Below are 12,325 nucleotides of genomic sequence, written 5' to 3' on the forward strand. Positions count from 1 at the left end.
GAATGAAGAATGCATCCCCATGGGGGGATGAGTTCCAAGGCCGGAGAGTTTAGGCTACAATGGGATTGATGAAGAAAAACCATTGGTACACCCGGCTGAAAAGCCTCATTGAATACAGCCTCAGAAATCTCTACGAACGCGATCAGACCGTACGGCTCAGTCTGCTGGGGGCTCTGGCAGGGGAATCGGTATTCCTCCTGGGTCCGCCGGGGGTGGGAAAGAGCCTGATCGCCCGGCGGCTTAAATACTGCATCAGGGACGGCAGGGCCTTTGAATACCTCATGGGACGGTTCTCCACCCCGGATGAACTATTCGGACCCGTGTCCATCCAGCGGCTGACGAACCAAGACCGCTACGAGCGGCTGGTTTCCGGTTACTTGCCGGATGCGGACATCGTCTTCCTGGATGAGGTATGGAATGCCAGCCCACCCATTCAAAACGCCCTGCTCACCGCCATGAATGAAAAAAGGTACCGCAACGGCACCGAGGAACTCACCATCCCCATGAAACTCCTCATGGGAGCATCCAACAGCCTGCATCCCGGGGAGGAAACGGCGGCCTTCTGGGACCGGTTTCTCATCCGCCTCCAGGTACATCCCATAACCGAACAGCAGAGTTTCCTGGATTTTCTCCAGGATCAGGAAGATCCCTATGCCGACCCGGTGCCCCCGGAGGTTAAAATCACCCGGGAAGAATGGGAAACCTTCCAGGCCCAATCCACCGAGGTTACCCTGCCTCCTGTCATAACCAACCTGCTCTACCAGGTACGGTCCGCCCTGGCGGCTGACCACCCCAGCTCTGACCGGCGCTGGAAAAAGATCCTGCGGCTGCTAAAAGCGAGCGCCCTAGCAAACGGACGAGACAGCATCGGACTCTCGGACTGTTTCCTCCTGGAACATTGCCTCTGGGAGACTCCCGACCAGGCCGAGACCATGGGTGAACTTATCAACCAGGCGGTTTCCCGCAGTCTCCAGGAACTGCAACGACCCCTGATGAGAGAACTGGAGGGCTGCCGGGGAGCGCTACAGGAGATAGAACAGACCCTGGCTGACCAGGGCACCTACCAAGTGCACGAGCCGCTGATCATCGATGGAGAGTATTACCGGTTTCTGCCCGATTCCGAGGATTCAGCAGAATCGGCGGAGACCACGACAGACCGGGAATTTCGCATTTGGCGGCCCGACGCCGAACCGATTCTGGAAGAATCACCCCGGGAACAACATGCTGAGATTTTCGTCCACCACCAGGGACGGCTGCAGTCCACCCTCCGGGGCCGACTCTGTCCCCGGGGCAGTACCGGGAACAGTCCCGGACTGGTTATCCGCTTCGATGACGCCAGGGAGATCAGGGGCACCATAGAGGTGCAGCCCCGGATGTTTCGTCCCGAAACGCCGGAGCAATTCGCTACGATCCTGGGTTCCATGAACGGGACACCGCAACTGGAATCCTGGAAGGAAACCCTGAAGGAGAACCGCAGCAAGGTGCTTCAAGCCCTAGCGACCATTGATTCCATGGGACGGGATTTGTCCCAGGAGATCAGCGAGCATCTCTTCACCCCCCGGGAGGAGCTGCAGACCCTGGATGCCCCCCTGGTCGACCTGGCCCGGGACTTTTCCATCCTCGGCGAAACCCTGGACCTGTACCTGAATTCCCGTACCGCCTGGAGGGACTAGGGTGCACCACTGTCCCTTTGCCCATGACGAGCTTCCCCTGCCTGAACCGGCTCGGATTTTTCTGGAAGACAATCTCATACGCATGTTCTCCCAGGAGCCTCCCGGGGCCTCGGCTTCCGAGGAAGCAGAGTTCTACCAGCCGGTGCTTCAGGCATTCCAGCCCTGGATCAGCCAGATTCGGGAGGCTCTGGGGCAGAATCCCGACGCGGTCATTCGTACCGCCCATGATACGGTAAGCTACATCGGTGAAATCCTTAATACCTCGGGTCTGACAGACCACATCCACACCCTGCACCACCAACTGGAGGACGAACAGGCCCTGGTAACCGACCCCCATCTATCCATCAGCCAACGAGCCCGGAAATCCCTCGCTCTGGACCGGAAAAAAGCGGTCCTCGTGGAGGGTATTCGCAGGGGATTGATACGGGTCTTGTTCCGGAGCCTGCCCCGGTATTTAGAGGATTTGACTGCTGCCGCCATGCTCTACCGCAAGAGCAGCCAGAGTATGCGCAACGCCTTCGGTATGTCCTCGGGACTCTGGGACCTGGAACCCGGGGTTTGGCAGCGCTTCCCCTCCGACACCCTAGAAGATGCAGCAGCTATGCTTTCTCTCCACCCGAGTATTCAAGAGCTCACCGATAGCCTGGGCCGCCGGGCAGTAGAATCTCTTCCACCCCAAAAGCACCCCCCGGACATCCTCCATGAACCAGAAACCGCCCTGGGCAAGAGCGAACTGGTGGGAATTACCCAGGGCAGCAGCTTGGAGGATCTCCTGCCCCGGGAGCTCTCCTTTTTGGCGAACCCGGCCACCGGAGGCCTGTTTGTACGGGATTATGCAGAGCAACGCCTGGTGATGTACGAATATAAGACCAGGATTCCCCCTAAGAATCCCCCCCGGCAGATATTCGGGGTTGATAACCGGGAACAGCGCCTGGGGCCTTTTATTCTCTGCATAGACACCTCCGGATCCATGGCGGGCCAGCCGGAGCAGGTTGCCAAGGCCCTGAGTCTGGCGGTGCTCCGCCGGGCCATCAACAAGGGACGAAGGGTCTGCCTGGTTAGTTTTTCGGATGTCGCCACAGCCAGGCTTATCCAGCCCCGGGGAGAGGAGGGAAAGCCCCAGGGATTAGAGGATTATCTGGAGTTCCTTCAGCACAGCTTTCGGGGCGGAACAGATTTACGCCCCGCCCTGGAGGAGGCGATTTCCACAATCCGTACCAAGGGCTGGCAGGGTGCGGACCTTCTAATCGTTTCAGATTTCCGGGTACCCAAGATAATGATTAAAAAAAGCGGAAAATTACGGGCTGTTCAAGAGGAATTCGGTACCCGGGTTCATGCCCTGTCCATCGGTCAGTTTCCCATCGAGGACAGCTATAACCTCTTCGACAGCCGTTGGCTGTTCCGAATTACCCGTCACGGCGCAGCTCAAGGAATCGAAGAGACGAGTTAGTTCACCGGAATGAGGTCAAGAACCTTGACATCCCTCCCCAGGGATGCACAGATTATAACCATGAACCAGCAGATTATCGAATTAACCGATGCCTTCCTTCAAAGCTACCGGGATATCGGGGGAATAAACCACCTGGACGGCCCGAACCTGCCCAGCAGACTCGGCATTCAGACCATCATATCCGATTTGGAGAGCCTCATTTTCCCGGGGTTCAAAACAGAGGAGGCCCTGGATCCTCAAAACCTTAAGTTTACTACGGCGGAGAAACTCAACCGGGTTATTCGGAACCTGAGCACAGAGATAACCCGCAGCCTCTGTTTCGAACGCCGGTTGAACGGCGAGAGCTATTGTATTCACCATAGTCTGAGCAAAGAGGTCAACCAGTGCAGGAAGGAAAGCGAACAGCTTGCCATGGAGGTACTTACGGAGATTCCCCGGCTTCGGGGGCTGGTTCAGGGGGATGTGGAGGCCGCCTTCGCCGGAGACCCCGCCAGCCGAAGCAGAGAAGAGGTAATCCTGAGTTATCCCGGGGTGGAGGCGATAATGATCCACCGGGTTGCCCATGAGTTATGGGTCCGCCGGGTTCCCCTCATTCCGCGGATGATGAGCGAGGTGATTCATGGCAAAACGGGAATTGATATCCATCCCGGGGCGCAGATCGGGGAACGGTTCTTCATAGACCACGCCACGGGGGTTGTCATCGGCGAGACCTGCGAAATAGGCAGCCATGTGAAGATCTACCAAGGGGTAACCCTGGGGGCTCTCTCGGTGGCGAAAGAAAAGGCCGGCACCAAACGCCATCCCACCATCGAGGATGATGTGACCATCTATGCCGGGGCAACCATCCTGGGCGGAAAAACGGTCATCGGAAAGGGATCAACCATCGGCGGAAACGTGTGGATTACCAGCTCGGTACCCGCAGGCAGCAAAATTTACAACAAGGCCAGTGATTACATTACCATGAACAGTTTCGATTACATCCCTGACTTCCAGATCTAAGATTCGGCGGCACCCTACACTACGATTCTCCCCGCCGAGGTTGAACTCGGCCTTGTAACATCCCCGAAACTACCATCGTCCCTCCCGGCGCTTCCAAGAAAAATTCTTGCAACCCCGATACGAAACGGGTACTCTGATTACTATGCCGAGACTAATTGGAAAAACCATCATGCTCCGGGAGTACCGCAAGGACGACCTGAAACAGATCAATCAATTCACCCTGGATGGGGATGTAACCCGGGGGTTGTCAAACATTTTCATGGGAAACCATACCCTGGAGCGTACGGAATCCTTCCTGCAGTACGTATTAACCTACGGGGGCAATGATGCGGTTTTCTGGATTATCGCGGAAAAAGAAACCGGTGATTACCTTGGCCAGATTGACGTTTCAGCCATCGATTGGACCTCGGGAATTGGCACCCTCGGGATTGTCATTGCCGACTGCAAGAACCACGGCCGAGGAATCGGTACCCAAGCCCTGGCATTGTTGTTGGATTATTGTTTTAGCCGGATGGGTTTGCGGAAGGTGGAGCTCCTGGTGTTCACCTTCAACCGTCCCGGGGTAGCCTGCTACCGGGCCTGCGGATTTAGGGTGGAAGGAAAGCTCAGAGAGCAGGGTCTGAGAGACGGAAGATGGCAGGATATGTACAGGATGGGGGTGTTTGCCCGGGAGTTTTACGCCAGCACGGCAGCAAACAAATACCGGGACGTTCTTCCCGGATATGCCCCTGCCCGGCAGCAGAACGGCCAGGTTCTTCCCGGGGCATCGGAATCACCCCAAACCTACCAGATACCCCAGGGGTTCAGGATCTCCCAGGATCCAGGGGATATTGATACGGAGAAGCTCTATACCTGGTTATCTCAGCAGAGCTACTGGGCTAGGGAGCGTACCAGGGAGGTTTTCCAGAGGTCCCTGGAGGGCTCGACCATGGTTTTCATCGTGCTTGACCCCGGGGGATCCATGGCAGGATTTGCCCGGGTAGTGAGCGATGGGGCTACCATGTACTGGGTCGGTGACCTGGTGATTTTTCCGGAATTCCGGGCTCAGGGTCTAGGAAAGGCTCTCTGTCAGGAAATTACCCGGCATCCCGATCTGACGGGGCTGACGGGCCTCCTGAGTACCGCGGATGCCCACGGCCTCTACCAGCGCTTCGGGTTCGAGGAAACCATGACAACCCTGAGGAAAGCCCCATGAACTCAATGCAGATCCAAAAGGCTGTCCGTCTTTGGCAGGAATACCAAAGGGTGACAGGAACCCCCTCCGGCACCGAAGGAAATTCCGTACAGGCCGAGGCCGACTCCCAGCCCTTCCAGATTTGGGGGTTCGGGGACGGCCCGCCCCTGGCTGATGAACTGCTTGAGTTGGTCATGAATGGTAAGAAGCAGGCTACCGCAGGGCTGTTTTGGAGCTACGAGGCCGAGGGAGAGGCGTTGCCTACCCCCGGGGATTACCACGTTATCACTGACGGGAGCAACACACCCCGATGTATCATCCGGACCACCAGGGTTCAGATTCTACCCTTTCAGGAGGTTCCCGAGGATTTTGCCCGCCGGGAGGGAGAGGGAGACGGATCTCTGGACTTCTGGCGCCGGGTGCATTGGGAGTTTTTTACCAGAGAATGCCGGGAACTCCGCCGGGAACCGGATCCCACCATGAAGGTGGTCTGCCAGGATTTCCAGCTGGTGTTCCCGATACCAGGTATAGTGTAGCAGCCTAGATTTCCACCCATGGGTGGTGTCTCCGGGGTCAAACGTTACAACCTTTTGCGCACTAGGATCGTCATTCATCCCCAGGGGTGGATTCGCCGGCCCGGACCTTGTCATGGGCATTCCTCATACGGAGGGTTTTTACGAGCATTCCTCCCAAGATGACCAGGGCGGCAAGACCAGCAGCATAGCCAACCTCTGGATTGCCGGGGACCTGGGAAAGACGTTTGATGACTATCCCCGAGAGCGCCCAAATCAATACCAGGGAATAGCCCCAGTCACCTTGGCGAAGAACCGAGATCAATCCAATACCCAACACCGCTGCAATTACCACTATGGTAATGAGGGGAGCAAAGGACCCCCCGGTTACGCCCAGGGATACCAGCCAACCGGTGATATTCGCCACCGTTGCAACAGTAATCCAGCCCAGATAAACAGAAAACGGCAGGGATACTAACCAAAATTCCGGTGCAGACACCCGTACCCTGATGGCGCTGTTCGGTTCGGGGTGGAGCCTACGGTAAATGAGAATCAGCGAAGCTAACAACCCTACCATAACGACCAGAGACAACCCGATTTGCAGCCAATGCCAAGAAAAAATCCATGCAATATTGAGTAGGGACGTGAGGGTGTACAGCGGGGTGATGACTGCTGTTTTTTCCGGACGCAGGAGGGCAAACACCGAAAATCCGATGAGTAGGATGTAAATCAACCCCCATATAGAGAAGGTTATTCCCGCGGGAACGAAGAGATTCGGTAGTCTGTCCGATAGCTCACCGGTATTAAGATCGTTCAGGGGCAGGGCGTTGGCCAACACATTAATGGTTATCATTAGAATGGTTGATATCCCCGCCAGGAATGCCCAGATTCGGGCAGATAAGAGCGCTCGAGATGTCTGTTGTTCGGCCATGTATGCCTCCTTGGATTTTCCGTTTTCCACTACTTCAATAGTACTATATTCCCCAGAAGGAGGCACGAGTTTTCCATCGGCCCCCTAATCGTGGCTTATGCGTACCAGCCTAGGCTTGCCTGCCCACACCGCGAAGCAGCCACACAGCAGCGGAGATATCTACCAGCAGGGTCAGGGGTATCAGGATGATGGCCGGCATCACCGGAGCCCCGACTATGCTCATTCCCACCAGCTTAGCAGTCAGAGCGCTCATCAAAAATACCAGAAACACCAGATACACCGCCCCTCCTAGTAGGCCCAGAGGCCGCTTTTTTTGGAGCATGACACCGCAGATAATAGAGAGGGGCAGCAACAGGGCCAGGTCCAATCCCTGAACAATCATGGTTGTGTAGTGATCCAATCCCTCGGGATACACTGTACCGTCGAGTAGGGGGGGAAGAATGGCCATGAGCCACAACAAGGCGATATTAATGCCGTTTATGACTAAAAAGACGCCTGGAAACCGGACCGGTATTCCACGATGGATCACCTCTTGAAGCCGATGCAGGTCGAATTCCAGCAAGTTCATCAGCAGCGCTAAAAACGACATTCCCGCCAGGGCTACATAGAGCAAAAAGAGATAGTTGTACATGCCCATGCAGAGATAAAAGAGATAGGTAACAAAAAAGTACCCCAATGTCCCGGTCAGTACGAGACGGGACACCATCCCGCCCCGCCGGGTCCATACCAATCCCAACAACAGAGCCGGAACCGCGAAAAAGACGGTAACATAATCCTGGGCAATACCCTGGACCGCCACATCCCAGGACATGTGCTGATACAACCCGGTGCCGGAGATACGAATCTGCTCCCCCCGGATACTCTCATGGATGAATTCCCCCTCGCCTCCCGGGGCCCAAATACCCACGGCCGCGGCGCAGACAGCCCCGATGGCAATAGCCAGGGTAAGAATGCTCATTGTTCTATAGTTCCTCATGTCATCCTCCTGGGGCACCTTGGTATAGTGCCCGCTTCTATTTTGTATTTAACCTGGTATACAGGTCCATGATTCTCGCTATCAGGATCCGGGACATTCCCGGGCTGGTTAATTCCGGGCTCCGGCCGGTAACCATATTGGCTAATTCCCCATGCATGTACCCATGGAGTATCCGCCCCCGCTCTAGTACCCATGGTGGAAGCCCTTCTGCAGGTTCCGGTTTAGGTGATTCGACTGCCAGGGGTTGTGGATGCTGCGGGTGTTCGTCCCCCGACATATCAGAGGTTCCTACCGAATAAGGGGGAGTCATCCAGTGTTCCAGCCACCAGCCGAAAAGCCGGCTTGGGGCATGAAGCAGGGGTAAAATCTCCTCTGGCGGCTCTCCTCCCATGGGATCAAGCCAGATAAGTCGGTACCATCCGGGATGGCGGTAGGCAAAGTCCACATATACCTCGAAGAGACTCCCCTTCTCTCCGGGGCCCGGGAAGGAACGGATATGGTTCAGTAGCTCCGGGTTAGATAGGGACCCAGGGTTTTGCGGGAGACCCGCAGCACATAAGAGGCCCTCCATAGCTCCCTTGAGACTGAACCAAAGCAGCTCCTCCCAGGAAGCAAAGTAGTTATAGGCATTCGTATGGGCACATCCCACCTGGCGCGCTACCCTGCGGAGATTCAAATCCCGAAATCCTAGGCCGTTATCAATCAGAGTAAGCACGGCAGCTACAAAATCTTCCCGAGCGGTACCCGGTCTTGTCTTCTTTGTCATACAGCCCCCAAATACAGGACGATAGCCTTGAGCTCATTGTTTCGTTCCAATATCATTACCACTGGTAATTACCAGTGGTAATCTACAACGGGTATCCGGCTTTGTCAACACCGGGAGGTTTCCCCGGTATGGGAAATCCGGTATAGTCAGCCCGGAGGCTCTGTGGCAGTAATCAGTGTAAAAGATGTGGTACTACGGTTCGGAGACGAAGCCCTGTTCGACGGGATAACCCTGCATATAGAGGAGGGTGACAGACTCTGCCTTCTCGGGCGTAACGGGACCGGAAAGTCCACCCTACTCAAACTCATGGCCGGACTGCTGGAACCGGATAGCGGGCTGGTAGCGAGGAGCCGAGACAGGGTCATCGGACTGTTAGGCCAGGAAATTGACGAGGGTTTTACGGGAACATGTCTGGAGTTCTGTCTTTCCTCTGAGGAAGTACCGGATCAGGGGAAAGAACCCGGCAGCCCGTCCGGAATCTCCTCCGAGTCGGAGGTCGAGAGCCGAAGGTTCCTGACCCAGCTGGGGGTGAACCCCGAGGCTGAGTACCGAACCCTTTCCGGAGGCGGCAGAAGACGCGCAATGACAGCCCGGATACTCGCCAAAAAACCCGATATTCTCCTCCTGGATGAACCTACAAACCACTTGGATATCAACTCAGTCCTCTGGTTGGAGGAATACCTTCGAAAACAGGTACCAACCCTTATCCTGATCACCCACGATCGAGCCTTTGCGAAGACGGTGGCAACCAGGGTTGCAGAGATTGACCGCGGTCAGCTCTTCAGCTTCGACTGCGGATACGATGAATTTCTCAGCCGCAAACAGGCCTTATTGGAAACGGAAGAACAACAGCGAGCAAAATTCGATAAACGCCTGGCCGCAGAAGAGGCATGGTTACGCCGGGGGGTTAAAGCCAGGCGAACCCGGGATGAGGGCCGGGTCCGGGCCCTCATGGCGATGCGGGAACGATACAGATTGAGACGGAACCGGATTGGCCAGGTATCCATGAAAGCCCAAGAAGCGGAGGTTTCGGGTGATTTGGTGGCCGAACTAACCGCCGTCTCCTTTGCATACTCGGAACAGGGTTCTGGGGAGACTCCGGTGATTGAAAACCTCAGCACGACCATCATGCGGGGGGACCGGGTGGGCATTGTCGGCCCCAATGGTTGCGGCAAAACCACCCTGATACAACTCATCCTAGGGAAGCTCAAACCCGATACCGGTTCCATCCGACTCGGAACGAATCTCCGGCCCCTGTATTTTGATCAAATGAGATCCCTAATCAACCCCGAGAAAACCCTTTTGGAGAACCTCAGCGGCGGGGATGACAGCGTTGTGGTAGGGGGCAGATCCCGGCATATCAATGCCTATCTGCAGGATTTTCTGTTTGATCCGGATCGGGCGAAGAGCCCGGTGAACATTCTCTCCGGCGGAGAACAGAACCGCTTGATGTTAGCAAAGCTCTTCACCCAGCCCTCAAACCTGCTGGTTTTGGATGAGCCAACCAACGATTTGGATATGGAAACCCTGGATCTCCTTGAGGATCTGCTTAGTGAATACCAGGGTACCATACTCCTGGTAAGCCATGACCGAGAGTTTCTGGACAATATCGTTACCGATTGTCTTGTCTTTACTCCGGACTCAACCGTGGAGGAGTATGTGGGGGGCTACTCAGACTGGAGAGCACAGTACAAGGCCGATGACCCGGGAGAGAATGCCGCCCGTACCAAGGAGAAAAAATCCCCAGGCGATACCCGCCCCCGGGATAGAAAAACGAAACGTAGTTACAAAGAACAACAGGAACTTGCCTCTCTACCCGAAACCATCGCCGCCCTTGAGCAGGAAATTCACCAGCTTCACCAGGTGATGGCCGACCCGGAGTTTTACCGTCGTGAGGGTGACGAGGTCGCTCAGGCAACCGCCCGGTTAGAAACCCTCCAGGCTGACTTAGAACGCCGGTATGATCGTTGGCAGTTCCTCGAGGAACGTGGAGGCGACTAGTACATCGCCCCCAGGGATACACCACAGCTAGGGGCGTCAGCACCGAAGGTTACAACCTTTAGCGCACGATCTACTCCATCTTCCTCTTCCGCCCCCTGTTCCGGAGGATGGAGATAAGAAAAGCCAGGAGAAATTCTAGACTCAACACCACCACCACCGAAGCACCTGAAGGGATATCGGCATAGTAACTAGCGTAAAACCCGACAACGGTGGCTGCCAAGGCGAACCCCACGGAGAGGGCGATGATCCGGCCCAGCCCCTTGGATAACAGACTTGCCGCTGCTCCCGGGGTTACCAGGAGGGCCAAAACGAGCACAACCCCGACCGTCTGGATGGCTACTACCGTGGTAAGGGCAACCAGGAGAAGAAGCCCGTAGCGAATGAGGGAGGGTGATAGTCCGATGGCCACCGCATGGGCCGGATCGAAGCTTGTTACCAGGATCTCCTTGAAAAAGGCCGCAACGGCGGTTACCACCAGCACCACTACGATGGCCATGGCAATCAAATCACCCTGAGAAACCCCCAGAATGTTCCCAAAAAGTATATGGCTCAGATCCTGACCGGCGGTGACCCGGCTGAGCATGATTATACCCAGGGCGAAGAAGCCGGAAAATAGGACGCCGATGGCGGTATCCTCCTTTAAGCGGCCATCCCGGGACAGTACGCCTATGCCCACCACCGCCAGCAGGGCAGCACCCAAGGCTCCCCAGAAGAGACTAATCCCCAGGGCATACGCCAGGACGATACCTGGAAGCACCGCATGGGCTACGGCATCACCCATGAAGGCCATGCCCCGCCACACCACAAAGGCACTGAGTACCGCGCAGGCCAGGGCAGCCAGGATTCCAGCGCCAAGCCCCCGGGCCACGAAGGAGAACAGAAAGGGCTCAGCGAGCCACTGCCAAATTTGGGATACCACACCCGGGTCAGAGGTCAATGGATAGCTCCTTTCTATGGCCGCAGACGGTCGCCGCACCGATGATCGAGCATAGGGGGAGGGATCTCATAACCGGGGATCCTCCTGATGGAATTCAAAGCCGTATGCCCGGGCGATAGTCTGGGGGGTCAAGACCTCCTCGATGGGACCATCGGCAATGATCGCCCGGTCGACGAATAGGGCCCGGGAGAAATGGACGCTCAAGATCCCGAGATCGTGGGTGCTGACTATAGCTGTTTTCCCCTGGGTAGACAGGGCTTCCAGGGTGTGAAAGATCAGTTCCTGGGTTTTAATGTCCACATGGTTCAGGGGTTCGTCCAGTAACAGGAGTTCTGCATCGTGGGCGAGGGTGCGGGCGAGCATCACCCGCTGCTGTTGGCCCCCTGACAGCTCCCCAACCTGGCGGTGGGCCAGAGATGTAATTTTCATCTGTTCCAAGGCCCGGTCCACAGCCAGATAATCGTCCTTGGTAGGATTTTTAAACCATCCGAGGTGAACATACCGGCCCATGAGCACCGCCTGACGCACCGTAACCGGGAACCGCCAGTCCACACTCTGCCGCTGAGGCACAATGGACACCCGGTGCCTACATATCCGCGCCGGGCTGCCATAGACCAGGATGCTCCCGGTTTGCAGGGCCTCAAGTCCCACAATGAGCTTTAGCAGGGTACTTTTCCCGGCCCCGTTCGGGCCAACCAGGGCGATACGCTCCCCGGGCTGGATGTCCAGATTCACATCCTGGAGCACCGGGGAATCACCCTGGGGATAGGTAAAGGAGAGGTTTCGGATTTGAAGCGCCGGACTTGTCCCGTCTAGGGCAATCCGGCAGTTCCCCCCGTATTTAAGGGGAAACCTGGGTGTCCGATGAGCCTTCATAGGGGTAGTATACCGGGAAATTCCCACTCT

At 56.3% G+C, this 12,325-nt stretch carries 11 protein-coding genes; 6 read left to right on the top strand and 5 right to left on the bottom strand.

The features are described from left to right. Positions 1–68: 68 nt before the first annotated feature. The 5 genes from DC28_RS15790 (at position 69) to DC28_RS12160 (ending at position 5,832) form a co-directional block, all read left to right on the top strand. Positions 69–1,673 (top strand): AAA family ATPase, encoded by a 1,605-nt coding sequence (locus DC28_RS15790; RefSeq protein ID WP_162180235.1) that lies wholly within the window; start codon positions 69–71, stop codon positions 1,671–1,673. A 1-nt stretch (position 1,674) separates the two neighbouring features. Next, on the top strand, positions 1,675–3,123 hold the full coding sequence (locus tag DC28_RS12145) for a VWA domain-containing protein (protein ID WP_037549005.1): 1,449 nt from the start codon (positions 1,675–1,677) through the stop codon (positions 3,121–3,123). A gap of 9 nt (positions 3,124–3,132) precedes the next feature. Beyond that, positions 3,133–4,122 (top strand): serine O-acetyltransferase EpsC, encoded by a 990-nt coding sequence (gene epsC / locus DC28_RS12150; protein WP_238565818.1) that lies wholly within the window; start codon positions 3,133–3,135, stop codon positions 4,120–4,122. Between the two features lie 142 nt (positions 4,123–4,264). Further along, positions 4,265–5,317: a GNAT family N-acetyltransferase gene (locus DC28_RS15795; RefSeq protein ID WP_081942175.1), complete on the top strand. Its 1,053-nt coding sequence runs from the start codon at positions 4,265–4,267 to the stop codon at positions 5,315–5,317. After that, positions 5,314–5,832: an ASCH domain-containing protein gene (locus tag DC28_RS12160; RefSeq protein ID WP_037549007.1), complete on the top strand. Its 519-nt coding sequence runs from the start codon at positions 5,314–5,316 to the stop codon at positions 5,830–5,832. Before DC28_RS15795 ends, DC28_RS12160 begins: the two co-directional genes overlap by 4 nt. Positions 5,833–5,902: 70 nt before the next feature. Here DC28_RS12160 and DC28_RS12165 read toward each other — a convergent pair whose 3' ends face one another. The 3 genes from DC28_RS12165 to DC28_RS12175 all read right to left on the bottom strand — a co-directional run bounded on the left by DC28_RS12165 (position 5,903) and on the right by DC28_RS12175 (position 8,481). Then, entirely contained in the window at positions 5,903–6,739 is an 837-nt protein-coding gene (locus tag DC28_RS12165) for a TspO/MBR family protein (protein ID WP_052078847.1), read from the bottom strand. A 109-nt stretch (positions 6,740–6,848) separates the two neighbouring features. Further along, a complete protein-coding gene (locus DC28_RS12170; protein WP_037549010.1) occupies positions 6,849–7,715 on the bottom strand; it encodes a hypothetical protein in 867 nt (288 codons plus the stop codon). A gap of 37 nt (positions 7,716–7,752) precedes the next feature. Continuing rightward, positions 7,753–8,481 carry a TetR/AcrR family transcriptional regulator gene (locus DC28_RS12175; protein ID WP_037549012.1) on the bottom strand — a complete coding sequence of 243 codons (729 nt, stop codon included), beginning with the start codon at positions 8,479–8,481 and terminating at the stop codon, positions 7,753–7,755. Positions 8,482–8,643: 162 nt separating this feature from the next. On the opposite strand from DC28_RS12175, the gene DC28_RS12180 reads away from it, so the two are divergent. Further along, a complete protein-coding gene (locus tag DC28_RS12180) occupies positions 8,644–10,482 on the top strand; it encodes an ATP-binding cassette domain-containing protein (RefSeq protein ID WP_037549014.1) in 1,839 nt (612 codons plus the stop codon). 70 nt (positions 10,483–10,552) lie between these two features. On the opposite strand, the gene DC28_RS12185 is transcribed toward DC28_RS12180, so the two are convergent. Beyond that, positions 10,553–11,419 carry a metal ABC transporter permease gene (locus tag DC28_RS12185; RefSeq protein WP_202962975.1) on the bottom strand — a complete coding sequence of 289 codons (867 nt, stop codon included), beginning with the start codon at positions 11,417–11,419 and terminating at the stop codon, positions 10,553–10,555. 66 nt (positions 11,420–11,485) lie between these two features. Next, the gene (locus tag DC28_RS12190; RefSeq protein ID WP_081942181.1) at positions 11,486–12,295 is read right to left on the bottom strand and encodes a metal ABC transporter ATP-binding protein; all 810 of its coding nucleotides are present in this window, start codon (positions 12,293–12,295) and stop codon (positions 11,486–11,488) included. Between the last annotated feature and the right edge of the window lie 30 nt (positions 12,296–12,325).

Source organism: Spirochaeta lutea (genome assembly GCF_000758165.1).
GTDB classification, from domain to species: domain Bacteria; phylum Spirochaetota; class Spirochaetia; order DSM-27196; family Salinispiraceae; genus Spirochaeta_D; species Spirochaeta_D lutea.

Excerpts from the sequence above, each read along its gene's own strand:
- DC28_RS12160 (WP_037549007.1), top strand. The coding sequence starts at position 5,314 with ATGAACTCAATGCAGATCCAAAAGGCTGTCCGTCTTTGGCAGGAATAC.
- DC28_RS12175 (WP_037549012.1), bottom strand. The coding sequence starts at position 8,481 with ATGACAAAGAAGACAAGACCGGGTACCGCTCGGGAAGATTTTGTAGCT.
- epsC (WP_238565818.1), top strand. The coding sequence starts at position 3,133 with ATGAGGTCAAGAACCTTGACATCCCTCCCCAGGGATGCACAGATTATA.
- DC28_RS12170 (WP_037549010.1), bottom strand. The coding sequence starts at position 7,715 with ATGAGGAACTATAGAACAATGAGCATTCTTACCCTGGCTATTGCCATC.
- DC28_RS15790 (WP_162180235.1), top strand. The coding sequence starts at position 69 with ATGAAGAAAAACCATTGGTACACCCGGCTGAAAAGCCTCATTGAATAC.
- DC28_RS15795 (WP_081942175.1), top strand. The coding sequence starts at position 4,265 with ATGCCGAGACTAATTGGAAAAACCATCATGCTCCGGGAGTACCGCAAG.
- DC28_RS12165 (WP_052078847.1), bottom strand. The coding sequence starts at position 6,739 with ATGGCCGAACAACAGACATCTCGAGCGCTCTTATCTGCCCGAATCTGG.
- DC28_RS12190 (WP_081942181.1), bottom strand. The coding sequence starts at position 12,295 with ATGAAGGCTCATCGGACACCCAGGTTTCCCCTTAAATACGGGGGGAAC.